This is a genomic window from Mitsuaria sp. WAJ17 (assembly GCF_014174515.1).
In the GTDB taxonomy this organism is placed as follows: Bacteria; Pseudomonadota; Gammaproteobacteria; order Burkholderiales; family Burkholderiaceae_C; genus Roseateles_B.
The window spans coordinates 24,242-50,947 of sequence record NZ_JACJUG010000025.1 but is presented as its reverse complement, the minus strand read 5'-3'; the positions used below and the strand labels follow the sequence as shown (position 1 = coordinate 50,947).

The 26,706-nt window shown below is 70.5% G+C and carries 23 protein-coding genes; 9 read left to right on the top strand and 14 right to left on the bottom strand.

Features of this window, described 5'->3' with window-relative positions:
• Positions 1-26 precede the first annotated feature (26 nt).
• Positions 27-572: an Lrp/AsnC family transcriptional regulator gene (locus tag H5407_RS18405; RefSeq protein WP_183105948.1), complete on the top strand. Its 546-nt coding sequence runs from the start codon at positions 27-29 to the stop codon at positions 570-572.
• Positions 573-595: 23 nt separating this feature from the next.
• Here the strand turns inward: H5407_RS18405 and H5407_RS18400 are convergent, their stop codons facing one another.
• From H5407_RS18400 to H5407_RS18380, 5 genes are all read right to left on the bottom strand, one after another.
• On the bottom strand, positions 596-1,288 hold the full coding sequence (locus H5407_RS18400; protein ID WP_183105947.1) for a helix-turn-helix transcriptional regulator: 693 nt from the start codon (positions 1,286-1,288) through the stop codon (positions 596-598).
• 4 nt (positions 1,289-1,292) lie between these two features.
• Positions 1,293-1,637 carry an antibiotic biosynthesis monooxygenase gene (locus H5407_RS18395; protein WP_183105946.1) on the bottom strand — a complete coding sequence of 115 codons (345 nt, stop codon included), beginning with the start codon at positions 1,635-1,637 and terminating at the stop codon, positions 1,293-1,295.
• Positions 1,634-1,972, bottom strand: a complete 339-nt coding sequence (locus H5407_RS18390) for an NIPSNAP family protein (protein WP_183105945.1) — start codon at positions 1,970-1,972, stop codon at positions 1,634-1,636. Before H5407_RS18390 ends, H5407_RS18395 begins: the two co-directional genes overlap by 4 nt.
• A 129-nt stretch (positions 1,973-2,101) precedes the next feature.
• The gene (locus H5407_RS18385) at positions 2,102-2,644 is read right to left on the bottom strand and encodes a lipocalin family protein (RefSeq protein WP_183105944.1); all 543 of its coding nucleotides are present in this window, start codon (positions 2,642-2,644) and stop codon (positions 2,102-2,104) included.
• A gap of 86 nt (positions 2,645-2,730) precedes the next feature.
• Entirely contained in the window at positions 2,731-3,636 is a 906-nt protein-coding gene (locus H5407_RS18380) for a LysR family transcriptional regulator (RefSeq protein WP_183105943.1), read from the bottom strand.
• A gap of 74 nt (positions 3,637-3,710) precedes the next feature.
• Between H5407_RS18380 and H5407_RS18375 the strand changes: the two genes are divergently transcribed.
• Positions 3,711-4,718 (top strand): sodium-dependent bicarbonate transport family permease, encoded by a 1,008-nt coding sequence (locus H5407_RS18375; RefSeq protein WP_183105942.1) that lies wholly within the window; start codon positions 3,711-3,713, stop codon positions 4,716-4,718.
• A gap of 61 nt (positions 4,719-4,779) precedes the next feature.
• Positions 4,780-5,829, top strand: coding sequence for a transporter (locus H5407_RS18370; protein ID WP_183105941.1), 1,050 nt, complete (start codon positions 4,780-4,782; stop codon positions 5,827-5,829).
• A 1,096-nt stretch (positions 5,830-6,925) separates the two neighbouring features.
• Here the strand turns inward: H5407_RS18370 and H5407_RS18365 are convergent.
• The 4 genes from H5407_RS18365 to H5407_RS18350 form a co-directional block, all read right to left on the bottom strand.
• A complete protein-coding gene (locus tag H5407_RS18365; protein WP_183105940.1) occupies positions 6,926-7,912 on the bottom strand; it encodes a hypothetical protein in 987 nt (328 codons plus the stop codon).
• A 434-nt stretch (positions 7,913-8,346) separates the two neighbouring features.
• Positions 8,347-10,317 carry an RDD family protein gene (locus H5407_RS18360; RefSeq protein WP_183105939.1) on the bottom strand — a complete coding sequence of 657 codons (1,971 nt, stop codon included), beginning with the start codon at positions 10,315-10,317 and terminating at the stop codon, positions 8,347-8,349.
• A 72-nt stretch (positions 10,318-10,389) separates the two neighbouring features.
• Positions 10,390-11,316 carry a carboxylating nicotinate-nucleotide diphosphorylase gene (nadC, locus tag H5407_RS18355; RefSeq protein ID WP_404935641.1) on the bottom strand — a complete coding sequence of 309 codons (927 nt, stop codon included), beginning with the start codon at positions 11,314-11,316 and terminating at the stop codon, positions 10,390-10,392.
• Positions 11,313-12,014: a fumarylacetoacetate hydrolase family protein gene (locus tag H5407_RS18350; RefSeq protein ID WP_183105938.1), complete on the bottom strand. Its 702-nt coding sequence runs from the start codon at positions 12,012-12,014 to the stop codon at positions 11,313-11,315. The genes nadC and H5407_RS18350 overlap by 4 nt, the downstream gene beginning before the upstream one ends.
• A 121-nt stretch (positions 12,015-12,135) precedes the next feature.
• Between H5407_RS18350 and H5407_RS18345 the strand changes: the two genes are divergently transcribed.
• Complete coding sequence (locus H5407_RS18345) at positions 12,136-13,218, top strand: septal ring lytic transglycosylase RlpA family protein (protein ID WP_255501312.1); 1,083 nt, start codon at positions 12,136-12,138, stop codon at positions 13,216-13,218.
• Positions 13,219-13,306: 88 nt separating this feature from the next.
• Positions 13,307-14,842, top strand: a complete 1,536-nt coding sequence (locus H5407_RS18340; RefSeq protein WP_183105937.1) for a methyl-accepting chemotaxis protein — start codon at positions 13,307-13,309, stop codon at positions 14,840-14,842.
• A gap of 22 nt (positions 14,843-14,864) precedes the next feature.
• Here H5407_RS18340 and H5407_RS18335 read toward each other — a convergent pair whose 3' ends face one another.
• Positions 14,865-15,611, bottom strand: a complete 747-nt coding sequence (locus tag H5407_RS18335) for an SDR family oxidoreductase (protein ID WP_183105936.1) — start codon at positions 15,609-15,611, stop codon at positions 14,865-14,867.
• Positions 15,612-15,711: 100 nt separating this feature from the next.
• Between H5407_RS18335 and H5407_RS18330 the strand changes: the two genes are divergently transcribed.
• Together H5407_RS18330 and H5407_RS18325 are read left to right on the top strand one after the other, a co-directional pair.
• Positions 15,712-16,866 (top strand): diguanylate cyclase, encoded by a 1,155-nt coding sequence (locus H5407_RS18330; protein ID WP_183105935.1) that lies wholly within the window; start codon positions 15,712-15,714, stop codon positions 16,864-16,866.
• Complete coding sequence (locus H5407_RS18325) at positions 16,860-18,023, top strand: GGDEF domain-containing protein (RefSeq protein ID WP_183105934.1); 1,164 nt, start codon at positions 16,860-16,862, stop codon at positions 18,021-18,023. Before H5407_RS18330 ends, H5407_RS18325 begins: the two co-directional genes overlap by 7 nt.
• 18 nt (positions 18,024-18,041) lie before the next feature.
• Here H5407_RS18325 and H5407_RS18320 read toward each other — a convergent pair whose 3' ends face one another.
• On the bottom strand, positions 18,042-19,667 hold the full coding sequence (locus H5407_RS18320; protein ID WP_183105933.1) for a diguanylate cyclase: 1,626 nt from the start codon (positions 19,665-19,667) through the stop codon (positions 18,042-18,044).
• Between the two features lie 155 nt (positions 19,668-19,822).
• Complete coding sequence (locus H5407_RS18315; protein ID WP_183105932.1) at positions 19,823-21,340, bottom strand: CoA-acylating methylmalonate-semialdehyde dehydrogenase; 1,518 nt, start codon at positions 21,338-21,340, stop codon at positions 19,823-19,825.
• Between the two features lie 149 nt (positions 21,341-21,489).
• Between H5407_RS18315 and H5407_RS18310 the strand changes: the two genes are divergently transcribed.
• Positions 21,490-22,461 (top strand): LysR family transcriptional regulator, encoded by a 972-nt coding sequence (locus H5407_RS18310; RefSeq protein ID WP_183105931.1) that lies wholly within the window; start codon positions 21,490-21,492, stop codon positions 22,459-22,461.
• A 189-nt stretch (positions 22,462-22,650) separates the two neighbouring features.
• Here H5407_RS18310 and H5407_RS18305 read toward each other — a convergent pair whose 3' ends face one another.
• Positions 22,651-23,214 (bottom strand): flavodoxin family protein, encoded by a 564-nt coding sequence (locus H5407_RS18305; protein ID WP_183105930.1) that lies wholly within the window; start codon positions 23,212-23,214, stop codon positions 22,651-22,653.
• 363 nt (positions 23,215-23,577) lie between these two features.
• Between H5407_RS18305 and H5407_RS18300 the strand changes: the two genes are divergently transcribed.
• Positions 23,578-24,207 carry a YecA family protein gene (locus H5407_RS18300; RefSeq protein ID WP_183105929.1) on the top strand — a complete coding sequence of 210 codons (630 nt, stop codon included), beginning with the start codon at positions 23,578-23,580 and terminating at the stop codon, positions 24,205-24,207.
• 36 nt (positions 24,208-24,243) lie between these two features.
• Here H5407_RS18300 and H5407_RS18295 read toward each other — a convergent pair whose 3' ends face one another.
• Positions 24,244-26,703: a prolyl oligopeptidase family serine peptidase gene (locus tag H5407_RS18295; protein WP_183105928.1), complete on the bottom strand. Its 2,460-nt coding sequence runs from the start codon at positions 26,701-26,703 to the stop codon at positions 24,244-24,246.
• Positions 26,704-26,706 lie beyond the last annotated feature (3 nt).

The following is a 26,706-nucleotide window of genomic DNA, read 5'->3' as shown; positions in this document are numbered from 1 at the left end:
GCCACCTCCAGCCTGTCCGCCGCGCCATGACCAAGACCAATGCCTCACTCGCCACCCGGGGACGCCTGCCTGCGCAGGAGTCCGAGGACCCGCAAGGCGAGCGCCTGGACCGCTGGCATGTGGCCATCCTGGCCGAGCTGCAGCGCGACGCCCGCCTCTCCAATGCGGAGCTGGCCAGCCGCATCGGCCTGTCCACCGCGCCCACCTGGCGCCGGGTCAAGTGGCTGGAGGAGCAGGGCTACATCACCGGCTACCGCGCCGAGCTGGACCGCCGCCGCCTGGGCCTGGGCGTGCTGGCCTTTGTGCGCCTGGACGCCGACCGCAACAATGCCTCGGCGACCAAGGTGCTGGAGGAGGCCATCCGCCAGCTGCCCGAGGTGATCTCCTGCCACTACATCTCCGGCGCCGGCACTTTCGAGCTGCAGGTGCTGGCCACCGATCTCGACGCCTTCAGCCGCTTCACCATCGACACCCTGCTCAACCTGCCCAACGTCAAGGACGTGCACACCAGCTTTTCGCTCGGCGAGGTGAAGGCCGGCGGGGGCGTGCCGCTGGGGCACCTGAAGCCCTGAGCCCCGGTGTGCCGGGGCTGTCATCAGGCTGTGAGCTGCGGCAACAGATGCTGCACGCCCGGCGGCGTGAGCTCCACCGCCCGGCCTTCGCCCCGGCGCAGCCAGCCTCGGTCCAGGCAGTGCTGCAGGATGGATTCGGCCAGCAGGCCGGCGAGGTGGTCGCGCCGCTCGGACCAGTCCAGGCAGGCATAGGCATAGCGCCGGCGGGTGGGAGCCGGCGCGCACAGGCCCAGCCCCTGCAGCCAGGCATGCCCGGTTTCCGTCAGCTGGAAGCCTTCGGTGGAGGGCCGCAGGCCCTGCACCGCGTGCAGCCGCTCGTACAACTGCACGCCCAGCTGACCGGCCAGGTGACCGTAGCAGCAGCGGCCCGCGCGCAGGCGCTGGCGGGCGGGCGCGGCCCACTGCCGGTCATGGCTGTCCCGCTCGGCGACCAGGGCCAAGGCCTCCAGCGCATGTGCGACCTCAGGGCCCGCCAACTGGTAGTAGCGATGGCGTCCGCGCGATTCGCAGCGCAGCAGGCCCGCCTCCGCCAGCCGGGCCAGATGGCCGCTGGCGGTGGCTGGGCTGACGGAGCCCGCGCGAGCCAGCTCACCGGCGCTGGCATAGGCGCCGGACATCAGGTAGGCGAGCATGCGCGAGCGCGCGGGATCGCCCATGGCGGCGGCCACGCGGGCGATGCGGGGCTCGTGGGGGCTGGCGAGATCTGCGGCAGGCATGGCCTCAGCCTAACGCATGGCGGGAGTCCTGCGGAGCTTGCGCACGCTCGCGCAGGCTGTAGTCGCGCAGCACCTGGGCCACGCGCAGGCGGTAGTCGGCGAAGAGCTGCTCACGGCCCAGGCGCTGGGAGGCCCGGTGCGCCATCTGCTGGCGCCACTGCGCCACGGCCGCTTCGTCACGCCAGAGGCTCAGCGAGAGATAGCGGCCCGGCCGGCTGAGGCTCTCGAAGCGCTCCACCGAGATCAGCCCGTCCTGGCCGGCCAGCACCTCCTGCAGGGCCGCCGCCTGCGCGAAGTAGCGCTCGCCCTGGCCGGGCAGGGGTTCCAGCTCGAAGAGCACAGCAATCATGGCCGGCACTCCGCGGCGCGGCCGCGGGTGGCGGCCACGTCTTCCAGCCAGCTGCGTTCCTCGCGCAGGATGAAGCGCTGCTGCCGCGCCCGGTCAAAATTGGCGCGGCCTTCGGGGTCGCGGCGCAGCGCCGCCCGGTAGCGCTCGTAGGCGGCCAGGTCCTCGAAGCCGATGAGGCCCCAGGCGATGTCGTTGCTGCCCTCGTGGGGCAGGAAGTAGCCGATCAGCTCGCCGCCGCAGCGGGGGATGATGAGGCCCCAGGCCTCGGCGTAGGCCTGGAAGGCTTCGCGCTGGAAGGGGTCGATCTGGTAGCGGATGAAACAGGTGAGGGCCATGGCAGCTCCGGGTTGGTGCGATGCAGCCGCCAGCATGAGGCGCTTGCAGCCCCTGACGTTTCGTCAGGGACCGAAGCTTGCAGGCCCGCGCGGCGGGGGCGTCGGTCCGGGTGCTGCCGATGCGACGGCTCAGGGGCGCTCGGCAGCGTCCGCCGTCTGCGGCGTGCGCAGGAAGGCGCTGCGGTCGAAGCCCAACGCGGCGGCCCGCGCCAGCAAGGCGTCGATGCGCGCCTCGGGCAGCCTCGGCTCCCGGGCGAGGATCCAGGCGTAGCGGCGGTTCGGCGCACCCACGAGCACCTCCGTGTAGCCCTCGTCCAGCGCGAGGATCCAGTAGTCCCCGTAGAAGGGCCAGAAGAAGGTGACGCGCAGCCTGGCGTTGCTGGAGTCCGGCACCACCTTGGCATGGCCGCGGATGTCGTCGATGCGGCCGTCGGCCATGCGGCAGCGGTTGATCACCTCGATGCGATCGCCGTCCTGCCGGTAGCTGGCCTGTGTGTCCGACACGCACTGGCGCTGGAAGCGGTTGGGCAGCAGCGCGATCTCGTACCAGCGGCCGGCGTAGCGCGCCAGGTCCACCTGCGCCACGGTGGGCAGCGGGGCCTCGACCGCCACGGCCAGGCCAGCGAGGCACAGGGCGGGCAGGATCAGCAGGGCTCGGACCAGCGAACGCATGAGGACCTCCTTCAAACACTGGCGCGCATGCTAGACGCCGCGCCTTGCCCCTGCAGGGGCTCGGGCATTGCCCCGGCCGCACGGCCTCAGGAGTGAACCTCCCAGCGGCCCGCCAGCCCCTGCAGATGCTGCAGGAAGGCCTGCGCCAGCGGACTCAGGCGCTGCCCTGGCAGCCACATCACCGACCAGGCCGAGCGCACCGGAAAGTGGTCCACGCGCAGCACGGCCAGGCCCTCGCTGGCCGGATCGGCCGCCAGTGCATGGCGCGATACCAGCCCCAGTCCCATGCCGGCCGCCACCGACTGCTTGACGGCCTCGTTGCTGCCCAGCTCCAGCCGCACGCGCGGGCTCAGGCCCAGCTTCTCGAAATGGGCATCCCCGGCAAGTCGCGTGCCGGAGCCGGCCTCCCGCAGGATGAAGGGCTCACTCTGCAGACGCTGGGGCCGCATGCGTGCACGGCCGGCCAAGGGGTGCGCCAGCGGGGCGATGGGCACCAGCGGGTTGTCCAGCAGATGAGACCGCTCGTGGGGCAGGCCGCGGGGCGGGACGGAGAGGATGTAGAGGTCGTCCTGATGTGCCCGCATGCGCTGCAGTACGCCGTCGCGGTTGAGCACCTGCAGGGCGATGTCCACCTGCGGGTGCTGCGCGCAGAAGGTGCCCAGCATGCGGGGAACGAAGTACTTGGCCGTGCTGGCCAGGGCGATGCGCAGGCGCCCGTGCTGCAGGCCGCGCAGGCCGGCCAGGCGCTGCTCCAGGGACTCCCACTCCGCCTGCAGGGCGCGGGCGGTCGCCAGGACCGCTTCGCCGGCCTCGGTGAGCTGCAGGCGCTTGCCGAACTGCTCGTAGAGCGGCAGGCCGGCTGCCTCGGACAACTCCTTGAGCTGCATGGAGACGGTGGGCTGCGTGACATGGCAGGCCCGTGCGGCCCCGGTGATGGAACCGGTCTCGGCCAGGGCCAGCAGCAGTCTCAGTTGGCGGAACGTGGCGTGCATCGATATTTCTCGATTGAAAGCATCAGAATAATTGATTTTCCATGATCGTGCGGGATCCTTAGCATGCCGGTCTCATGAATGCCCTGCTCGATCCTGCCCTGCTGTTCTTCGTCCTCGGCCTGCTGGCCGGGGTGTTGCGCTCCAACCTGGAGGTCCCTGCGCAGCTGTCGCGCTTTCTGTCGCTTTACCTGCTGATGGCCCTGGGGCTCAAGGGCGGCTTTGCCCTGCACCAGACGGGCTTGAATACCGTCGTCGTCGCAGGCCTCGGCTGCGCGATGCTGCTCGCCGTGCTCGTGCCGCTGCTGGACCTGCCATTGCTGCGCCGCTGGCTGCCGCCGTTCGACGCCCTGGCCGTGGCGGCCACCTACGGCAGCGTCAGCGCCGTCACCTTCGTCACCGCCAACCACCTGCTCGAGGTGCAGGGGGCTCCTGCGGGAGGCCACATGGCTGCCGCCATGGCGCTGATGGAGTCTCCGGCAATCATCCTGGCGCTGATGCTCAGCCAGCGGGCTCGTGCGGCGGCGGTCGCCGGCGCGGCCGTGCCTGCCGGCGGCGGCACGCTGGCCCTGGGCGGCCGTGCCCCTGCGGCCGGCGCAGGAGCAGGCCACTGGCGCGAGGCGTTGACGGAAGGCGGCACGCTGCTGCTGCTCGGTGCCCTGGCCATCGGCTGGATCACTGGTCCCGACGGCGCAGCGGCCATGAAGCCCTTCACCGGCGAGATCTTCAAGGGTCTGCTGGCCTTCTTCCTGCTCGACATGGGCCTGCTCACCGCCCGGCAGCTGCCCGGACTGCGAGCGCTGCCGGTGTCGCTGTTCGCCTTTGCCCTCGGGGCCCCGCTGCTGCATGCGGCCCTCGCGCTGATGCTGGCCCGCCTGGTGGACCTGCCCATTCCCGATGCGACCCTGCTCGCGGTGCTGGCCGCCAGTGCCTCCTACCTCGCCGTGCCCGCGGTCCTGCGCCAAGCCGTGCCGGAGGCTCGTCCGGCGGTCTACATCGGGCTGTCCCTGGGTGTGACCTTTCCCTTCAACCTGCTACTGGGCATTCCGCTGTACCGATGGGCGGCGCAAGTCTGGCTGGGGTGAGGGCTGTCATTGCCCGGACATGACACGGGCCTAGGCTGGCCGGCCCCGCCGAATGCCGACCATGCCCAACGAGACCCCGCCGCCTGCCCCTGCCGGCCCCGCGCTGCCCGCCTACGGGGCCAGCGAGCAGGGCCTGATCTGCGCCTACCGCTTCGACGCGCAGGGCCAGGCCAGCCCGCTGGAGCGGGTGCCCTCGCCGCAGGCGCTGGCCGAGGCCGCACCCGGCTTTGTCTGGCTGCATGTGAATCTGAGCCATGCAGGCGCTCTGGACACTCTGCGCCGCGCCGGTGTGCTGGATGAGGACCTGCTGGCCGCCATGCAGCAGGGCTCGCGGGCCACCCGCATCGAGCGCCAGGGCGAGACCCTGTTCGCCGTGGTCAACGATGTCACCTTCGACTTCAGCTTCGACCCGGACGACATCGCCACGCTGTGGGTCCATGTGCGGCCGGGCTGCGTGCTGAGTGCCCGCCGCCAGCCCCTGCGCTCAGTGGACCGGCTGCGCATGGCCGTCAAGCGGGGGGAGGGCTTGCGCTCACCCATCGCCTTGCTGGACCACTTGCTGCAGGACCAGGCCGACGAGCTGCAGGCGATCGTGCGCCGCACGGCCGACCGCATCGACGACATCGAGGACGAGCTGCTCAGGGGGCGCCATGCGCGCCACGCCGTCGAGGCCGCCCACCTGCGCCGCGTGCTGGTCCGGCTGCAGCGCCTGCTGGCGCCGGAGCCCAGCGCCCTGGCGCGCACCCTCGCCCACCCGCCTGCCTGGGCGACGGCCGAGGACCGTTCCCAGCTACAGCGCGCCAGCGAGGAGTTCGCCCTCGTGCTGCGCGACGCGGCCGCGCTGCAGGAGCGCATCAAGCTGATGCAGGACGAGACCGCTGCCCGCCAGGCCGAGGAGAACAACCGCAGCCTGTTCACGCTGACCGTGGTCACGGTGCTGGCCTTGCCCATCAACCTGGTGTCCGGCCTGCTGGGCATGAATGTGGGCGGCATTCCACTGGCGGACCACGGCCACGGCTTCTGGATCATGCTGGCGTTCATTGCAGCACTGACGGGGGTGGCAACGTTGCTGGTGCGGCGCCAGGTGCGCGGGTCGAGGGACGGCGGCTGAACCTTCGGCGCAGCACGGGCCCGCGCCCGCGCGGCTGGGGTGACGCGCAGGCACGACAGATGACCCTGCCATCCCTGGCAGGTTCGGGCACCAGAGCGCTGGAAGTTCAAGCATCCGTCACCAGGATGGGTGAGCATCCGCCCATTCCCTCGCCGAGCGCTTCCATGCTGCCGATCGCCGCCCACTGCCACCACCCCGGCCTTGCACCCGGGCGCCCCTCGACCGGGCGCACGGGAACCACGGGCGGGGAGGCCGGCCATGCTCCACAGGCCGCAGGATGGCCACCAGCCCAGCATCGCAAGCCTGAGGGATGCAGCCGGGAGTGCGGCTTGCCATGCTCGGCCTTCCCGAGTCTGGAGTCTCATCATGATTGATCCGCAATCGTCCGGCCGCCGCTGGGGGTGGCCCGTGTTGGCCCTGCTGTCGCTGGCGGCTCTGATGGCAGGCGCCTGGTGGCTGGCCAGTGCCCGCCCGGATACCACGACCGGCTTCCTCCAGCCGGGGGCAAGCCCGCCGCCCCCTCTCATCCGCCATCCGACCCGCCCGCCTCCTCACCCGGCGGCCCAGGACGCCAAGGAGGCGTCACAACGTCGGCCGCTCCAGGCCACCGTGGGCGCTGCTCGACCTGTCTTGTCAGCGGGGCTCGCCATGCCAGCCTTGCGCAAGGCCTCGGCGCCGGAAGGCGGGCCGGAGATCGGTGCGGCACGCACGCTGGCCCCGTCGGACGGGCGATACCCTCTGCCACTCAGGGCCTGGCTCCCGTTGTGAGTGCGCGGCACGCAACGCGGCCCGGCGTCCTTCAGGCCCCAGGCCGGTGCGGGGTTGCCGTCACGGAGGGGCGCCACAGAAGCCTCGCGAATCGGGGGGCGGGGAGGAGACCCCGCCGTGGCGTCCAGAACAAACGGCCGACGGGAAGCGGGCCGTGATCGGGGCCGAGCAGGACCAGACCAGGCTGGCCCAGGCCGGCATGGGTGCGGACAGGGCCCGCGCCTGACCGCGCTGCGTGACCCGCGCCTGACCGCGCTGCGTGACCCGCGCCTGACCGCGCTGCGTGACCCGCGCCTGACCGCGCTGCGTGACCCGCGCCTGACCGCGCTCAGCGACTGGCCAGCACCTGGGGGCAGGCCGCGGGCTTGCTGCCGGGCGGCACCACCGTGAAGGGCATGCCTTCCCAGGGCGAGCCCTTGCCGCATTCGGGGCCTGCCTTGCATTCGCAGCTCTTGGCCTTGACCAACTGGTCCATGGCCTGGGCGTCGCGGCTGCCGGCCTTGACTGTGCGGCTGGCGAAGCTCAACTGCAGGGCGTCCTCGGGAACGATGCCGTCCCGGGCCAGCGCCTGCCCCAGCACAGTGCGCTGGCTGAGGGCCTCGCTGGCCGCGGCGCCGCGCGAGGCATTGCGCTGGCGCTTGAGGTAGGCCAGGGCCACCTCCATGGCGGCGTGGCCGCGGGCCGCAGACACGCTGAAGGGCTTGCGGAAGGCCGCTTCATAGGCCGCGGCCACCTCGCTCCAGCGGCCCTTGTCCACGCTGAGTGCGGGGCAGAGGCCGGCGTCGTACTTCTCGGAGACCGGCGTCTCGAAATCGATCCAGCAGGTGCTGGAGGCGGTGACGCGAAGCCCCGTCTGCGAACGCAGTTTGGCCGCGATCTCCTCGGCAACACCCGCTCCCACGCGGCCCAGCTGCAGCAGCCCGTCGTGGCTCTTCAGCCGTTCGGCATTGGCAGACACCATGGGCACGTTGGCCGACTTGAGCATGGACGGCACCTCGCCCAGCACGCAGAAGCCGCCGATGACCATGTCCACCTTGGCGGTCAGGAAGGACTGCGTCGCTGCCTGCGCCTTCTTGGCGTCGCAGCCGCTGTCCTTGATGACCAGCTTGGGGGCCGGCTGCAGGGAGGTGGTCTTGAGGGCCAGGGTCATCCCGTTGCGCATGTCCTCGGCTTGGGCTGCACTGGGCCAGGACTCCGGCAGGATCGCACCGATGCTGAGACTCTGGGCCTGGAGCAGCCCGGGGGCTGCCAGTGCCAGACCCAACAGGGCGGCCAAGAGTGAGCGGGCCGGGCGGGCAGGCTTGGTGTTCGACATGGGATCCCTTCGACGTTCTATGAATCGCTTTGCATCGCCGTTCCCCATGGGTGGGAACGACACTCCCGTCAGCGCATTCGCATGCTATGCAAGCCGGCCGCAGGTTGTCTGAGGGAAAGCGCGCAGAAGGGATGGGCCGATCTGCCTAATTCGATGCAAAGAGGCGTATTGCACAGGAAAGCCCCGTGCCCGACCCGGCCCGGACCCTGCCGCAACGCGGAGCGGGGTCGCGGCTCCGAGGGTTACCACCAGGGTGTGCTCAGCGCAGGTGCCGGGACAGCTCGGCCTGCGCCCGGGTGTGCGCGAACTCATGGGCGGGGGCCGCCTGGCCGGAGACCCAGCCCTGGGCCTTGGCGCCCCCAGGGCCTCGATGGTGCTGGCAATGGCGTAGCTGTGGTGCAGACGCGGTGCTGCGCGGTCCGGGGCCCGACCGCTCAGGCCGGGCGCTGGAACATCAGCCGCTCTGCCAGCTCCCGCTGCTGCACGGGCAGGCGCCCCAGCTGGTCCAGGATCTGAAGCACCTGTTCGCAGCGCGGCGCTGCCGGCACGCCCGGCTGGGCGCCCCACCAATGGGCCAGCATGCCTGGGGCCAGGGGGCCCAGCCGGCGGCGCACGACCTCCAGCTCGACGGGCGTCGGCACATTGGAGCTCCGGCGGACCCGCGGGGAATTGGCGGCCTCTTGCACCCAGTGGCTGTCGCTGACATGCAGCTCCAGCGGCAGCAGTCGGCGCAAGATGAGCTGGCCGCCCAACAGCCCCTGGCAGGCCTCGAGGCTCTGCGCCTTGGCCGCGCGCAGCTGCGCCTCGACCTGGCGGACCAGCTGATGGCGCAGCACCGGCTGCAACTCATGGACCAAGGTGCCCATCTGCTCGGCGGCCACCATGAAGCCGGCGGCCTGCACGGCTTCGTCGGGCAGTTGGGCCTGGCGGGCGGCCAGCATGCGCTGCGCAGCCTGGTCGATGCTGCCGGTGAAGCGCCCCTCCAGCGCATACCAGGCCGGGTTGGCGCGCAGCGCCTCCACATAAGACTTGAGCGGACTGTTCGCGCCCGGGGGCAGGAAGATGTCCAGGGTCTTGGGCGGCTCGGGGATCAGCGCGTGGCTGATCAGCTCGTCCATGCTGGGGTACCACATGCTGCGAGAGGGCGTCTTCAGCGTGCGGGTGATGAAGTAGTCCGGCAGGTTGAGCTTGCGGTAGGTCTTTTCCAGCTCCTTGTTGGCCAACTCGTCGAAGACCGGGTTGTAGGTGCCGGAGGAAGCGCGGTGGAAGCCCAGGCGAGCCTCGGGCATCAGTTGGCGCGAGGGGGCGGCCAGGAAGAGGATGGTGCAGGCGCTCTCGCAGTGCTCGACCACCCAGGCGCTGGCGCCGGAGCGGCCCGAGATCATCTCGGCCATGCGCTCGGCCTCGTGCAGGCGGCCGCCGGGCGACTGCAGCTCAAAGCGCTGCAGCTGGGGCTGGGCCTTCATCAGCGTGTCCAGGCGCGTGGCATCGCCCATGCCGATGGGGCCTTCCATGCGCACGCTGGTGCCGTCCTCGGCCAAGTGGAACTCGGTGCGGCCGATGGGGTCGATGCCCCGCGCCATCTGCCAGTACTCGCCCAACTGGGGAAGAAAGCCCACCAGCAGCGAGGCCGCGATCTGCAGCATGCCCAGGCCCATCAGCAGGCGCGCGCCATAGCCCCACACGGCGGCGCCGTCGTGACGCAGGTAGTTGCCTGCGGAACGCCAGGCGCCCACCACACACCAGGTGTTCAGGGTCAGCATCAGGGGCCACCCCACCATCACGGCGATGGCGCTGGCCTGCAGATACTCGCCCTTGGCGCCGATCCAGCTCATCAGCCCGGTGACCAGCATGGCCAAGGGCGTGGCGAGCAGCAGGTTGTTGATCCAGAAACTCTGGGCCAGGCCCTGCTCGCCGCGCCAGTGGCGCAGCAGATAGCCCAGTTCCTCGGGCTCGCCTTCAGCGCGCGCGCGCCGCCAGACCACCTGAGTGCCCGCCAGGCGGTCATGCCAGCTCTGGCCCCGCGCATCCACGGTGGACCACCACAGGCCCAGGCCCAGCGGCAGCAGGGAGACGAGGGCACCGACCCAGCGCAGCAGGGTCTGCTTCAGTGTGGGCTTCTCGCCCGAATAGAAATCGACCACCCGGATGCCGCTGAACAGCATGCCGAAGCTGGCACCTTGCCAGGCCCAGAAGCCGACGAAGTAAAGCGCCGGCAGCAGCCAGTTGACGAAGAGGCTGCTGGGGCTGAAGTCATCCAGCCGACTGACCAGGCGGTGCTGGCTCACCCACAGAATGGGCGCGCCCAGCAGCACCAGCAGCAGGGCGTCGATGCAGAAGGCCTGTACCCGGACCAGCAGGCCGGCGGGCCACAGCTTGGGTCTGGGCTTGAAGATTGGATCCATGTCACTCCCTCGGAGCCGAGGCTCCTGGGCCCGGCAGTTCAGCCCCGGGAGTGTACGCAGGCGCCAGGGCGTTCAGGCCGGACTATCAACTGGACCCTCGACGCGCATGGAGTAGTCCACGGCCTTGACGTCCTTGGTCAGCCGGCCGATGGAGATGCGGTCCACGCCCGTGGCCGCAATCCAGCGCAGTTGGTCCAGGGCCACGCCGCCGGAGACCTCCAGCAGCGCACGCCCGCCGTTCAGCGCCACGGCCTCGCGCATCATGGCCTCGCTGAAGTTGTCCAGCAGCACGCTGGTGGCGCCAGCGTCCAGGGCCTCGCGCAGCTCGGCGATGGATTCGACCTCGATCTGGATGTCCACGCCCGCCTGCAGCGCCTGGGCGGCCCGCAGCGCGGCGCCCACGCCGCCCGCGGCAGCGATGTGGTTCTCCTTGATCAGGATGCCATGGTAGAGGGCCAGGCGCTGGTTGGCGCCACCGCCCACGCGCACGGCGTACTTCTGGGCCAGACGCAGGCCCGGCAGGGTCTTGCGGGTGTCCAGCACGGCGCAGCCGCGCGCACTGGGGCTGGCGCCCGCGATGGCGTCCACGTGCTGGCGGGTCAGCGTGGCCGTGGCCGAGAGCAGCTGGAGGAAGTTCAGCGCGGGCCGCTCGGCGCTGAGCAGGGCTCGGCCGTCGGCCACGATGTGGCAGACCAGGGAGTCGGCCTGCATGCTGGCGCCTTCCTCGTAGCACCAGTCGATGCGGCTGGCGGGGTCCAGGGCCCTGAACACGCCCTCGAACCAGTCGCGGCCGCACAGCACGGCGCCTTCTCGGACCCGCACATGGGCCTTGACCTGCCGCCCGGCCGGCACCAGGCGGGCTGTCCAGTCGCAGCGGCCGATGTCCTCGAACAGGGCATCGTGGATATTGCGCTCGCGCGCTTCTTGCAGGGTTTCGTCGTGGTCGAACATGGCAGGGGGCAGGGAAGGCGGGGAGAACGCGCCAGCGTCCATCGTCATTCGGCAGGGCCGATTGTCAGGGTGAGGGCGCCCAGGCCGGCGATCTCGCCCTCCAGGCGGTCGCCCGGGCCCACGGGACCCACACCGTCCGGGGTGCCGGTGTAGATGAGGTCACCGGGCTTCAGGTGGTAGAACTGCGACAGATTGGCCACGATCTCGGCGACGTTCCAGATCATGTCGGCCAGGTCGCCGCGCTGCTTCTGCACGCCATTGACGGACAGCGTGATGGCGCCGGCGTCCATGGGACCGCATTCGGCCGCGCGCACCAGCTCGCCCAGCACGGCGGACTGCTCGAAGCCCTTGGCAACGTCCCAGGGCCGGCCGGCCTTCTTGGCCTCGGCCTGCAGGTCGCGGCGGGTCATGTCCAGGCCCGGTGCAAAACCCCAGATGGCGGCGCGCGCCACCTCGGGGCTCACCCGGAACACCGGCGCGCCCATTGCGATCGCCAACTCCATCTCGTAGTGGTAGTCCCGGGTGCCGGGTGGGTAGGGCACCGTGGCGCCGCTGGCCACCAGGGCCGAGGCCGGCTTGGTGAAGTAGAAGGGCGGCTCGCGGCTCGGGTCACCGCCCATCTCGCGGGCATGGGCCGCGTAGTTGCGACCCACGCAGAAGATGCGCGAGACGGCATAGCGCCGGTCAGTGCCGCGCACCGCGGCGCTGGGCTGCTCGGGAGGAGTGAAGATGTAGGCGCTGTTCATGGAGCATGGCCTCTGCGATGAAGCCCGCAGCATACAAGGAGGGCGCAGCAGGGCAGAGGCCCCGCCGGTGAAATCCCCGGGGATTCTTGGCGATGCCCGCGCCATGGTTTAGGGTTGCGCCATGTCAAGAATGCTCCCTGCACTCCCCGCCGCCTGGCGGCGTGCCAGCCCCGTGTGGCTGGCCGCCCTGGCCATCCTGGGCGGTTGCGCCAGCCGCGCGCCCCTGCCCTCGCCCGGCAGCCCGCCCTCGCGGGCGCCCGCTTCCGACCGCGACGGTCCCGAGGCCCAGGTGCCACCCAACCTGATGCAGGTGCCCGACGCCGAGCCGCGCCTGGAGCCCATCCGCAAGGGGGGGCCCAACAAGCCTTACGAGGCTCTGGGCCAGCGCTACGAGCCCATGACCCAGGATGCACCACTCGCCGAGCGTGGCCTGGCCTCCTGGTACGGGCGCAAGTTCCACGGGCGCCCGACCTCCAGCGGCGAGCTCTACAACATGTACGCGATGACGGCGGCGCATGCCACCATGCCCATCCCCAGCTACGCGCGGGTGCGCAATCCGGCCAACGGCCGCGAGGTCATCGTTCGCATCAACGACCGCGGCCCCTTCCACCCGGGGCGCATCGTGGACCTCAGCTACACGGCCGCGCTGAAGCTGGACATCCTGCGCGGCGTGACGCCAGTGGAGGTGGAGCGGATCACCTACGAGGACATCCGCACAGGCGCCTGGCAGCGTCGCGACGAAGGCTTGCGCCTGGCTCAGGCGCGGGACGGGCGTTCCGGGGCAACACCTGCCCCCGTCGCCCCGCCCTTCGGGGCAACAACTGCTGCGGTGCCACCCTCTGCAACGTCCGCAACCACGACCGCAACCACGACCGCACCGCTCCTGCCGCAAGACCTGACCCCGACGCCGGCCGCCGAGGCCCAGACCCCGCCCATTGCCGAGGGCGGCGCAGCGCCCAGGGCCGCGAGCAGGGGCTTCTGGGTCCAGCTCGGGGCCTTCAGCCGAATGGACGGTGCCGAGGCCTTCCGGCAGCGGCTCAGCCAGGAACTGGACTGGCTGTCGCCCCTGCTGGCCATCTTCAAGGAGGCGCAGACCCACCGCCTCCAGGCCGGACCCTATGCCAGCCGTGAGGACGCACGCTCGGCCGCCGAGCGCATGCGGCAGGCCCTGGCGCTGACGCCCATGATCGTGGAGAGGCGCTGACACCACGCCTCCTGCTCAGAACCCTGGCCCTGCCGGGGACGCGGCGCTACAGTCGGCAGCACTGGTCCACCGAATCCGGAGCGTTGCCATGCAGTTCAGCAGCATCAAGAGTCGATTGATTCTGTTCTCAGCTCTGCTGATCGTCCTCCTGGGCATCAGTGGCTCCTGGAGCCTCTACGCACTGGGGCGCGTCAACGATGCCATGCAGACCGTCTACGAGGACCGTGTGGTGCCGCTCAAGCAGCTCAAGGTCGTCTCGGACGCCTACGCGGTCAACATCGTGGACACCACACACAAGGTCCGCGCCGGCACCGTCGAAATGGGCGCCGCCTTGCGCCTGTTGGATGACGCCGAGCGCGACATCGCCAAGTACTGGGGCGAGTACATCGCCACGAAGATCGAAGGCAATGAAGCCGTGCTGCTGGCCAAGGCCAGGCCGCTGAAGGGCGCCGCCGAGGCCGCGGCAGCGAAGTTGCGCATCATCCTGGGCAAGCAGGACCGCGAGGCGCTGGAGATCTTCGCCACCAAGGAGATGTACCCGGCCATCGACCCCTTCACCGGTGCGGTGTCCGAGCTGGTGGACGAGCAGCTCAAGGTGGCCGAGCAGGAGTACCAGCAGAGCCAGGCGACCTACCGCCACTCCGTGATGATCGTGCTGCTGATCTTCGCCGTGGCCCTGGGCGCCGCGCTGGTGCTGGCCTGGCGCACCGTGGCCGCCATCATGCGGCCCCTGGGCGAGGCCCTGCGCCTGGCCGGTGCCATTCGCGAGCGCGACCTCAGCCAGCGCTCCGACCTGCAGGAGCGCAACGAGATTGGCCAGCTGCTGCAGGCCATGCGCGAGATGCAGCTGGGCCTGGTCGAGACCGTCCAGCAGATTCACCACAGCGCCGGGACGGTCTCCGGCGCCTCCAGCGAGATCTCGCAGGCCAGCCATGACCTCAGCACGCGCACCGAGGTGCAGGCCTCGGCTTTGCAGCAGACCGCCGCCTCCATGGACGAAATGGCGGCCGCGGTGAAGAACAACGCGGCCTCCGCCGAGCAGGCGAATGCGCTGGCCCACGAAGCCTCAGGCACGGCCGAACGCAGCGGCGAAGCCGTGGGGCGCGTGGTCAGCACGATGGACCAGATCAACAGCAGCTCCAAGAAGATCGCCGACATCATTGGCGTCATCGACGGCATCGCCTTCCAGACCAACATCCTGGCCCTGAACGCCGCCGTGGAAGCGGCCCGGGCCGGCGAGCAGGGGCGCGGCTTCGCGGTGGTGGCCGGCGAGGTGCGCACGCTGGCCCAGCGCAGCGCGCAGGCAGCCCGTGAGATCAAGGCCCTGATCGGCGAAAGCGTGGCCCAGGTCGAGAGCGGCGCGGTCGTTGCCGCCGAGGCGGGGCGCACCATGGGCGAGCTGGTCGAACAGGTGCAGCAGGTGACGGCCATGCTGGGTAATATCTCCACGGCTACGCGCGAGCAGAGTGCCGGCATCGCCCAGGTCAACATCGCCATCACGCAGCTGGACCACAACACCCAGCAGAACGCGGCGATGGTTGAGGAATCCACCGCCGCCGCGACCAGCCTGGCCCAGCAGGCCCAGGCGCTGGCGGGCATCGTGGGCTCCTTCCGCCTGAGATGAGGCGGTCGGAACGCTGCCGGGTTCAGCGACCGCCGGTGACGTCCAGCATCGTGCCGGTGGTGTAGCTGGCGGCCTCGGACAGCAGCCAGACGATGGCCTCGGCCACCTCTTCGGAGCGTCCCAGGCGTTGCATGGGAATGCCGGCGGCGGCCGCGGCCAGCTCTTCGCTCATGCCGCTGTCAGCGTGGATGTCGGTGGCAATGATGCCGGGGCGCACGCCGTTGACGCGCACGCCCTCTGCCGCCACCTCGCGGGCCAGGCCCACGGTGAAGGCCTCGATGGCCGCCTTGCTCGCGGCATAGTCCACGTAGAGCCCTGGCGAGCCCAGCAGCGCCGCGCGCGAGGACAGGTTGACGATGGCCCCACCCGCCCCGCCGTGAGCCCGGCTCATGCGCTTCACCGCCTCGCGGGCACACAGCAGGCTGCCCATCACGTTGACCGCGAAGACTCGTTGCCAGCGCTCGGGCTCCATCTCGTCCAGCCGGGCTTTGGGGGCCACGACGCCGGCGTTGTTGACCAGGCCCCACAGCGGACCGGCCTGCTGGTCCAGGCGCTGGAACAGCGCCAACACCTGGGCTGGGTCCGCCACATCAGCCTGCAGCAGATGGGCCTGGGCGCCCAGGGCCCGGACCTGCTGGGCGACACGCTCGGCGGCGGCGGCTTCGCGGTGGTAGTTGAGGACCACATCATGGCCGGCCTGGGCGCATCGCAAGGCGGTTGCAGCGCCGATGCCACGGCTGGCGCCGGTGATCAAGATGATTTTGCGCATGGGACTCATTGTGGGTTCAAACGGATAGGATCAGCGGGGCCAATCTCTGGGAAGATGGCTTGCCTTGCCCTGCGTCCGTCCCCGGCCTGCCCTGCAACGCATGATCGAACTGGATTCCAACACCCTGCTCCTGGTCAACGCCCTGTTCGGCGCGCTGGCGGTGGGCGTCTGGTTGCTGCTGGCCTTCCCCTTTCGCATCGCCCGCCAGGCCTGCGTGCTGCTGGCGGGGGCGCAGGCCATCATGCTGCCGCCACTGCTGGCCGGGCCCGGACCGTTCCAGGCGCTGGCTGGCATCTGCGCCCTGCTGGCCCTGGGGATGCTGAGCATGGGCTTGCGCCAGCTGCTGCGCCTGCGCCAGCAGCGTCTGGACCTGCTGGCTCTGCTGGCCCTGGGCCTGTTCGCCGACCTGGCTCGGCTGTCCGGCCTGCCGACGGGCATGGCCTCTGCCGTCACCTCCATGAGCATGGCCGCGCTGTGCCTGCTGGCCGGTCGCGACCTGCTGCTGGGCAGCCTGGGCCTGGCGGGCTGGCTGCGCATGGGGCTGGTGGCGCCCTATGCGCTGATGAGCTGTTTCCTGCTGCTGCGTGGCATTGCGCTGACCCAGCCGGAGCCGGGCTCAGGCTGGCTGCTGCAGGATCCGCGCCAGCATGCCGGCCTGGCCGCAGCGTGGCTGGTGCTGGTCATGTCCATCTCCGGCGGCCTGATCGCCTTGTTGCTGAGCCGGCTGATCCAGCGCATCGAGTCCCTGACCCGTCACGATCCCCTGACCGGCCTGTGCAACCGGCGGGAACTGGGGGAGCAGTTGCTGAAGCAGCAGCTCAGGGCCCAGCGCGGCCGCAGCCATGCCCTGCTGATGCTGGACCTCGACCATTTCAAGCGCATCAACGACGAGCTGGGCCACGCCGCCGGCGATGCCGCCCTGCGCCACGTGGCGCGTCTGCTGCAGGCTTCCCTGCGCGAGCAGGACTGTGCGGCCCGCTTTGGCGGTGAAGAATTCGTGCTGCTGCTGCCGGACACGCCCCTGGCCGGTGCCCAAGCCCTGGCCGAACGCCTGCGTGCCGCGTTGGCCTCCAGCGTCTGGAGCTGGCAGGGGCGGCACTGGCCGCTGACGGCCAGCCTGGGTCTGGCGATGGCAGCCCCGGGGCGTTTCACTGATGCGCTGCTGGAGGCGGCCGACCGGGCCATGTACCAAGCCAAGGCCCAGGGTCGCAACCGCGTGTGCCTGGCCCCGCCTCCGGAGGGCACGGCATGCTGAGTGTCAGTGCCCAGACCCTGTTGGCCGCCACCGTGCTGGTGCTGCTGATCGCCTGCGTGCTGTGGAGCGTCTTCGCCTTCGGTCTGAAGCTGCAGCCCCGGGCGTCCAAGGGCATGGCTGCCGCCAATTTGCTGCTGGCCGCGGCCCTGCTGCTGAGCGGCCTGCCGGGCGAGTTGGAGCAGCCCTGGCTGAGCGTTTATGCGGCCGACCTCGCCGGCACCGCTGCCTTCGCCCTGCTGAGTCTGGTGCCGGCCTGGATGGGTGAGGAGCGGCCGCCCTGGCGCTGGTCCCTGGCTCTGGTCGCGCTGGCCCTGCTGCTGATGCCCGGCTTTCTGCTGGGCTGGCCGATGCGCTGGCATGGGGCGGTGCTCTATGGCATCCAGGCACCCCTGCTGGGCCTGGCCGCCTGGCAGTCCTACCGGCTGGTTCGTAGTCGCACACGGCAGTCCTTCTCCCTGGCCCTGAGCCTGCCGCTGGGGGCGATGACCCTGCTGCTGGTCGCCCGCGCCATCGAGCCTCTGCTGTGGCCGGGCAACACGCCGGACCTGCGCTCCGGCAGCGGCTTCAACGTGGCCTGGCTGTGGGCCGGCCTGGTGCTGGGCATGGTGGTCAACTCGGTGGTGGCCTTCCTGCTGCTGGCGCAACTGATCCTGCGCATCCGCAACCTGACCCTGTTTGACCCGCTCACTGCCGCGCTGAACCGCCGCGCCATGGGCTGCGCGATGGAGCAGGCCCATGCGCGCTGGAGGCGCGGCGAGCCCTATGCCCTGGTGCTGCTGGACATGGACCATTTCAAGTCGATCAACGACTCCCTGGGGCATGGCGCCGGAGACCTGGCGCTCAAGGGCCTGGTCGCTGCGCTCAAGCCCTGCGTGCGTGACGCCGATGCCCTGGGCCGCTGGGGCGGAGAGGAGTTCCTCATTCTGCTGTGCGACACCGGTCTGGCCGGCGCGGCTCTGGTGGCCGAGCGCATGCGCTCCAACCTCGAGGCCCAGCCCCTGCTGTGGCGGGGCGACCAGCGTCGCCTGACGGCCAGCTTCGGCATCGCCGAGGTCCTTCCCGGCGATGACAGCCCAGAGGCGGTGCTGACGCGGGCTGACCAGGGCCTCTACCAGGCCAAGCGGCAGGGGCGCAACCTGGTGCAGTCGCGGGAGTGAGGCCCGCGCGGCCGGTGCTCAGGCCAGGGCGACGCGGTTGCGGCCCAGGTGCTTGGCGCGATACATGGCGGCGTCGGCGCGGCTGATCAGCAGGTCGGTGGAATAGGGCGGGGCGCTGGCCAGGCCTATGCTCAGCGTGACCTCCAGCCCGGGGGACAGGTCTTGCCAGTTGTGCGCCTCCACGCTCTGGCGCAGGCGCTCGCAGACCTCGAAGGCGCGGTCCGCCACGGTGTCCGGCAGCACGGCCAGGAACTCCTCGCCGCCATAGCGCAGCAGCAGGTCGCTGCCCCGGGTGTTCTCGCGCAGCAGCTGGGCCAACTGCTGCAGCACGGCGTCGCCAATGGCATGGCCATGCTGATCGTTGATGCGCTTGAAATGATCGGCGTCGATCAGGGCCAGCGTCAGCGGCCGGTGCTGCTGCTCGCAGTCCATGATCAGGGCGGGCATGCGCGCCTCCAGGAAGCGGCGGTTGCCCAGGCCGGTGAGCGGGTCGCGCTGGACATGGGCTTCCAGCTCCTGCGTGCGTGCGGTCAGGGCATCGACCTTGCGGTGGGCCTGGTCGGCTGCGGCCCGGGCCTGCTCGGCCTCCAGGCGGCTGACGAAGAAGCGTGACTGCGCCATCAGCTGGGCCACGCTGCGCCGGCGCTCCAGGCGCTGGAACGCTTCCAGGTGGTGCAGGGCCTCGTCCAGATTGCCCTCCGCCTTCGCGCAGCGGTAGGCCACGCGGTGCAGGCGCAGGGCCTGGTAGCTGTTGAACAGCACAGTGGTCTCGTCCTGCACCGCCAGCACATGGGACCAGGCGCGGGGCAGGTCGTCCTGCGCCAGGGCCATCTCGGCCAGGTTGCAGTGCACCCGGCCGGCCAGGGCGTCGAACTGCCGCGCCTGGGCTTGCGCCAGGGCGGCGCGCAGATAGGGCTCGGCCTCGCCCAGCTCGCCCAGCAGCAGCAGGACCTCGCCGAGGTTGCTGTCGGTCAGGGCCAGGGCGTAGAGCTCGCCCAGTTGGCGGGCATGCGGGCGCACCTCGCGGCCGTAATGGAGCGCACGCTGCAACGCCTCCTGGCACGCCTTCTCGTGGCCGCTGTCGCGCATCAGGTGGTACTCGCCCAGCGCCGTGGTGCACAGGTTGTTGAGGGTGATGACGCGCTCGTAGGCGGTGGCCTCGTCGTGCACCAGGGCGGCGGCCTCGTTCATCAGGCGCTCGGCCTGCCAGGGGTCCCCCATGCGCTCGAAGCAGGCACCCAGCGCATTGAGCGCGGCGGCGAGTACGCGCTTGTCGCCCAGGGTGCGGGCCAGCTCGTGGCACTCGTTGGCGCAGTTGAGTCCGGTGTCGAAGTCGCCCAGCTCCGAGGCAGCCAGGCTGGTCCAGCGCAGCAACTCGCACAAAGGGGCGCCGGCCCCCAGCGGGCGCATGAGGGTCTGCACTTCCTGCGAGAGCTCCAGCATTTCCTGCAGCTCGCCGCGCCGGTAATGGAAGTAGACGCGCAGGCGCCCCGCCTCGATCTGCTCGCTCAGAAAACCCAGCTGCCGGGCATGAGTCCAGGCCTCGGCCGCCCGCGCGAGGCCCAGCTCCAGCGTGGCCTCATGCTGGGCATCGCGGGCCTCCTTGAGGCACTGGGTCAGGCGTTCGGTCAGGGCAGTGGGCATCGCGCGTCGGCTTCAACAGTAATGAAGCGAAGCCAGCTAGCGTAGCCGAAACTGCCGGCCTACCGGCGTGCTGACATCACGTTTACGATGCGGCCGGCAGTCGGTTTGCCTTCTTTTTCACGCAGGTGACAGGGTGGGCGGCCGGGCAGGGGGGCTCAGCGGTGTGTGGGCATCGCGAACTGGGCGCCCTTGGGCGCGCTGGCGGGCCAGCGCTGCATCACGCTCTTTTGCTTTGTGTAGAAGCGCACGCCTTCCTCGCCGTAGGCGTGCATGTCGCCGAAGAGGCTCTTCTTCCAGCCGCCGAAGCCATGCCAGGCCATGGGCACGGGGATGGGCACGTTGATGCCGACCATGCCCACCTGGATGCGCCGCGCGAACTCGCGGGCCACGTTGCCGTCGCTGGTGAAGCAGGCGACGCCGTTGCCGAACTCATGCGCGTTGACCAGCTCCACGGCGGTGGCGAAGTCGGGCACGCGCACGCAGGCCAGCACGGGCCCGAAGATCTCTTCGCGGTAGATGCGCATATCGGACGTGACATGGTCGAACAGGGTGCCGCCCGTGAAGAAGCCGCCCTCATGGCCGGCGACCTGGTGACCGCGCCCGTCCACCACCAACTGAGCGCCCTCGGCCACGCCCAGGGCGATGTAGCCCTCGATGCGCTCGCGGGCCTCGCGGGTCACGATGGGACCCATCTCGGCCGCCGGGTCCATGCCGTTGCGGACCACCAGGCTGCGGGTGCGCTCGGCCAGGCGGGGCATGATGCGGTCTGCCGCCTCGCCCACCAGCACCGCCACCGAGATGGCCATGCAGCGCTCGCCCGCCGAGCCGTAGGCAGCGCCGACGAGCGCGTCGATGGCCTGGTCGATGTCGGCGTCAGGCATCACCACCATGTGGTTCTTGGCCCCGCCCAGGGCCTGGACGCGCTTGCCCTGAGAGGCGCCCGTCTCGTAGATGTACTGGGCGATGGGCGTGGAGCCGACGAAGCTCAGCGCCTTGACGTCCGGGTGGTGCAACAGGGCATCGACCACGGTCTTGTCCCCCTGCACGACGCTGAAGACGCCGTCGGGCAGGCCAGCTTCCTTGAGCAGTTCGGCCACGAAGAGGCTCGGGGAGGGATCCCGTTCGCTGGGCTTGAGGACGAAGGCATTGCCGCAGGCCAGGGCCACCGGTGCCATCCACATGGGCACCATGAAGGGGAAGTTGAAGGGCGTGACGCCGGCCACCACGCCCAGGGGCTGGCGCATCGTCCAGTTGTCGATGCCATTGGAGACCTGCTCCGTGAAGTCGCCCTTGAGCAGCTGCGGGATGCCGCAGGCGAACTCGACGATGTCAATGCCTCGCGCTACCTCGCCCTGGGCATCGCTGAAGATCTTGCCATGCTCGGCGGTGATCATGGCGGCCAGAGTGTCGTGGTGACGGTGCAGCAGCTCCAGGAACTTGAACATCACGCGGGCGCGGCGCAGCGGGGGGGTGTCCGCCCAGGCGGGGAAGGCGGCTTGGGCGGCGGCCACGGCGGCCTGCACGTCCTCGACCGTGCCCAGCTGCACCTGGCGGGCGACGGTGCCAGTGGCCGGGTTGTAGACCGGCTGGCGGCGGTCGCCGCGGGCGGCCACGCGCTGGCCGGCAATGAAGTGGCCCAGCTCGCGGGCGTCGGTGTAGGCGGGGGTGCTCATGGGGGCGCTCCGGGGACGATGTGGAAGCCGGCGCAGGACCGGCCGGAATGCAGGCAGTCTAGGGACCGGCTCCCGGCCTGCCTAGGCCAATGGGCTGACTTCATTGTTCAGTAATATGAACAATCCAGTGCAGCGCCCCCCGAGGTCCCATGACGAAATCCTCCTCACTCTCTGCCTCACAGCCGGCCTCCCGCGCCCCCGCCCGCGAGGAGCAGCAGTGGGTGCAGCTGCAGGCCCTGGTGGCCGTGGCGCGGCTGGGCAGTTTCACGCAGGCGGCGCAGCGCCTGGGGCTCTCCAAGGCGGCGGTGAGCCAGCGCATCGCGGAGTTGGAGCGGCACCTGGGCCAGCAGCTGGTCCAGCGCAGCACGCGCTCGGTGCGACTCAGCGAGGCCGGCAGGCGCCTGGTCGAGCAGGCCGAGCCCGGGCTGCAGTTGCTCAGCCGCAGCCTCAGCGAGGCACGCGAGGCCGCCGGCACGCCGCGTGGCCTGCTGCGGGTTACCGCACCGGTGGCCCTGGGGCGCCAGCACATCGCGCCGGCCCTCCCGACTTTCTTCGCCAACTATCCGGAGATCCGTATCGAGCTGGACCTGTCTGACCGCCTGGCCGCGCTGGCACAGGAAGGCTTCGATCTGGCCATCCGCCACACCAGCCGGCCGCCGGACACCCACGTGGCCTTCAAGCTCTGCGCCTCGCAGGCTCTGCTGGTGGGCAGCCCGGCCTACCTGGCGCGGGCCGGGCGGCCCCAGCATCCGGCAGAGCTGGCCGCGCATGCCTGCCTGCCCTATTTGCGGCCGGGGCCGGCGCAATGGTTTTTCGCCCGCGGCAAGGGGGAATCGACTGAGCGGGTGCGTGTGCCAGTGCAGGGCCTGCTGCGGGCTGGCAACAGCGAGGTGCTGCGCGAGGCCGCCCTGGCCGGCCTGGGCCTGGCCCTGCTGCCCGACTTCAGCGCCCGCGACGCCATGCGTCAGGGCCTGCTGGAGCTTGTGTTGCCGGCCTGGCGCCCCATCGACTTCTTCGGCGAAGCCATTTACGCCATCCACCCCTGGAGCGGCCACACGCCGCAGTCGGTGCGGCTGCTGGTGGAGCACCTGCGCCAGCGCCTGCACGAGGGCTTCGAGTGAGCCGTAGCGGCGGCCTGCGCAAAAAAACGCCCAAGCACTTGCATGCTTGGGCGAATAAGTCCTTGGGTAAGGACGTCGTTGGGATCCGTGCTGGCCCTGAGGCCGGCATGGCTGCAACTCTAGGGTTGCCACTGAGGGCTCGCTATCCCTACTTAGTGGGATGAGACCCCTTATTGGCAAGGAGATGTTTCAAATCCCCTCAAACCAGTGGGTGGCCTGAGACAGGGCCTCCTGGTCTGCGCGGACGGCCTCGGGCGCACCGCCCTTGCCCCACAGGGCGCCCATCCACTGCATGCCCAGGAATTCGGCGCACAGCCGGGTGCTGTCCATCATGGGTTGGGCCTTGGCGCGGTCACCGCTGGTGGTGACCAGCCACAGGCGGCGGCCGGCCATGCGCGCCTTGAAGTCCAGGCCGGGCACGCGCATCCAGGCGCTGAAGTGGTCCAGGTAGAGCTTCACGGTGGCGGGCAGGCTGTACCAGTAGACCGGCGCGACCAGCACCAGATCGGTGGCGGCCAGGGTGGCGTCCAGCAGTTGGCGGGCGTCGCCTTCGGGCATGGGATAGCTGCCGATGTCGTGGCGGTGATCGACGAAGGGCGGCAGCGCATGGTCGGCCAGGCGCAGCCACTGCTGGCTGGCGCTGGCGGGCAGGTGCTCGGCGGCGGCCCGGGCCAGGGCCTCGGTGTTGCCGACGATGCCGGGCACGCGGGTGCTGGCGGTGAGGAAGAGGAAGTGGCGGGCGGAGTCGCTCATGGGGTGATGCTGCTGGGCCTGGACGAGAGAGGGGTGGGGGGGCCGCCACCGGCGGCGCTGCCGGGATTGTGGAGCGCGCGGGCCGCCTCTGCTCGGGCCTGGGACAAAGCCCTCGCAGCAGTCCACGCGCCGGATAATGGGGGCATGAGCACCTCCAAGCCGCGCAAGCCCTCCGCCCCCCATTCCGCCGCTTCCACGGGAAGCCCGAGGTCACGGCGCCCGGCAGGCGCGCCGGGGGCAAGGTCGGAGGCCCGCAAGCCCGGGGGGCCTGCGCGACCTGCAGTGCCGGGCCCTGCAGCACCCGCTCCGCGTCCTGCGGCTGCCCCCCGTCCACGGCCTGATGAACCCCTGTCTGAGCATGACATGGAGCGCCTTCAGGACCTGCTGGACGCCGTGCCTGCGCCGCTGGAGCCCCTGGACATCAGCATGCTGGACGGCTACCTCGTGGGCGTGCTGCTGCAGCCGAGGCCCGTACCCTTTGCCGACTGGGCGCCTTTCGTGCTGGACGCTGACGGCCGCCAGCCGCCGCGCGCCTACGACGGCGAGGCGCTCTTTTCTCTGGTGCGCCGGCGCCATCGCGAGCTCAACACGGCCATCGCCGAGCGCCAGTGGTTCGACCCCTGGGTCTTCGAGCTGGACGAGGATGCCGAACCTGCCGAAGTCGTCTACGCCTGGGTCGCGGGCTTTGCCCTGGCCTCCGAGCATTTCCCCGAGCTGATGGAGGAAGAGGCCTCCGAGCTGCTGGAGCCGCTGGCTCAGCTCTACATGCACCTTGACCCGGACGACCTGGAAGATGCCGAGGAGCTGCTCGAGGAGATCGAATCCCTGGAGCCGCCCAGTGACGTGGCCGAGGCGGTGGAGTGCCTGGTGCGCGCCAGCCTGCTGTTGGCCGACGTGACGCGCCCGCTCAAAAGCACCCAGCCGGCCGGGCGCCCGGGTGCCCCGCGCCGGCCGGGGCCTGGTGGCCGTGGCGGCCCTCCGCGGCGCCACTGAGCCCAGGCGCTTGCGGCGCCTGCGCCCCGGGCGCGCTCAGTTCAGCGGCTTGCCTTCGCCCACCTGGCGCTTCATCCACTGGCTCATCTCCCACAGCGTGTGACCGATGGACTCGCGCGCGCTGTAGCCATGGCCTTCGAAGGGCAGTGACACGTAGCGCACCTGACCGCCCGTGCCTGCCAGTGCCTGGTACAGGCGCTGGCTCTGGACGGGGAAGGTGCCGGGGTTGTCGTCGCTGTCGCCATGGATCAGCAGCAGCGGCTCCTTGAGCTTGTCGGCGTAGTTGAAGGGCGAGAGCTTCTGATAGACGTGCTGCGCCTCCCAGTAGGTGCGCTGCTCGCTCTGGAAGCCGAAGGGCGTCAGCGAGCGGTTGTAGGCGCCGCTGCGGGCGATGCCGGCCTTGAAGAGATCGGTGTGGGCCAGCAGGTTGGCCGTCATGAAGGCGCCATAGCTGTGGCCGCCCACCACCATGTGATCGCGTGAGCTGACGCCCAGCTCGACGGCCTTGTCGATGATGGCCTGCGCATTGCTGGTGATCTGGGCGATGAAACTGTCGTTGACGGTTTTGGGCTCGCCCACCACGGGCATGGTGGCATCCATCAGCACCACATAGCCCTCCAACAGCAGCATCAGGGGACTGCTGGCACCGAACCTGGTGAAGCGATTGCCCGAGCCGCTGACCTGGCCGGCCACCGAGGCGTCCGTGAACTCCAGCGGATAGGCCCAGACGAAGGTCGGGCGGCGCTCGCCGGCCTGGTAGCCCGGCGGCTTGTAGAGCCAGAAGGACAGTTCCACGCCGTCGGCGCGCTTGAACTTCACCAGCTCGCGCTGGATGTCACGCAGCTGCGGGGCCGGATCGGTGTAGCTCGTGAGTGTCTGCATCTGCGCCAGCTCGGGCCCGCTGCGCAGTACCAGCTGAGGCACCTCGCTGGCGCTTTCGCGGCTGAACAGCACGCGCGAGCCCTGGGTGTCGAGCACCGCCAACGGCCGCTCGTAATGGCTGCCGCCGGCACGGTAGAGGCGCTGAACCTTGCCGTCGGATAGCTGCATGCGGTCCAGGAAGGGGCGCTCGCCCTCGGGGCTCGCGCCGGCGCCGATCAGCCACAGCGACCCCTCGTCCACGCGCAGCGCCTGGCGGCCATTGGCCTGCAGGCGGCGCAGGGGCTGGCCGATGTCCTTGTAGCGGTCGCGCAGCGAGCGTTCGCTGAGCAGGCGGGCGGGGGCCGGCGCGGGGCCGAGGTCCAGCAGGCTCATGCGCATCCACTGGCGATCGCGGTCGATATCGGCCTGCACGGCCTGGCGCCCCCCCTCGAGGAACTCCATCATCGAGACTCGGCCCACGCTGCGGTGCAGCTCCTGCGGCTCACCCGTGTAGGGCGCGGCCAGGCGCATCAGGCGGTCGCGGTGCTCGGCCTTGCGGCGCGGATCACCACCGTCCAGGGCCTCGATCCAGTACAGCGCAGCATCCGCGCCGGGCGATGCGGTGTAGCGGCGGGGGCCCGTGATCACGCCGTCCACCGGCACGTCCTTCTTCAGTGCGACCGGCGCCAGGGCGCGCAGCACGCGGCCCTCGGCGTCGCGCAGCTCGACCTCGCGGCCGAAGTCCTCCCAGGTGACCTGGTAGCTGAAGGGCGCACGCAGGCGCTCGGTCAAGACCTGACCCTGCGTGCCGGCGGCCTGGATCGAGGCGAAGAGGCCCGGCTCGCCCAAGGCCTGCAGCTGGCCGGTCCGCAAGTTCACGCGCGTCAGCTGGGAACGGGCGTAGTGGGCGAAGACGGCCTCGTCCTGGGCGTTCTTCAGCAGGTCCTGCAGGGTGCGCTCAGGCGACTGCCGGCCCATGGACTCCTGCACCGTGGGGCCGTCCGGAGCTTCGAAGCGCGGCGCTGCGCCGAGCGTGGGCGGGACGGCCAGCACCAGCAGGGTGTCGGGGCCTTGCCAGGCCACGTCCTGCTCCAGCACGGTGTTGAGCCGCAGCCCGGTCAACTGCTTCAGCTGGCCTGTCGCGGCCTGGCCCGTCCACAGCTCCACGCCGCTCTGCGTGCGGCGATTCAGCAGGAAATGCCGGCCATCGGGAGACCAGCGCAGATGGTGAAAGCCGCCACCGGGGGGCAGGGCGACCGGGCGCTCGGCCCCGCCGTCCAGCGGACGCAGGACCAGCGACTCCAGCGAGGGCATGCTCAGCAGGGGCGCATGAGCAGCCGGGTCGATGCGCATGCCGGCCAGCTTGAGCGCCGGTCGTGCCAGGTCCGCCACCTGGCGGTAGCGCTGGCTGCGCTGCACGGCCAGGGTCTTCTGGTCCGGCGACAGACTGTGGGCGGGCAGGCCGGGGGAGTCCAGCACGGCGCGCAGGGCCGGGCTGGGTTGCTGGTACTGGGTCACGGCGCTGGCGGCCGCGGTGCTGTCGGCTGCGAGGGCCTGCATGGGCATCAGCGCACTGAAGGCCAGGGCGATTGCCAGGCTCAGCGGGGCCGTCGAAGGACGGTGAGGACGGATCATGAC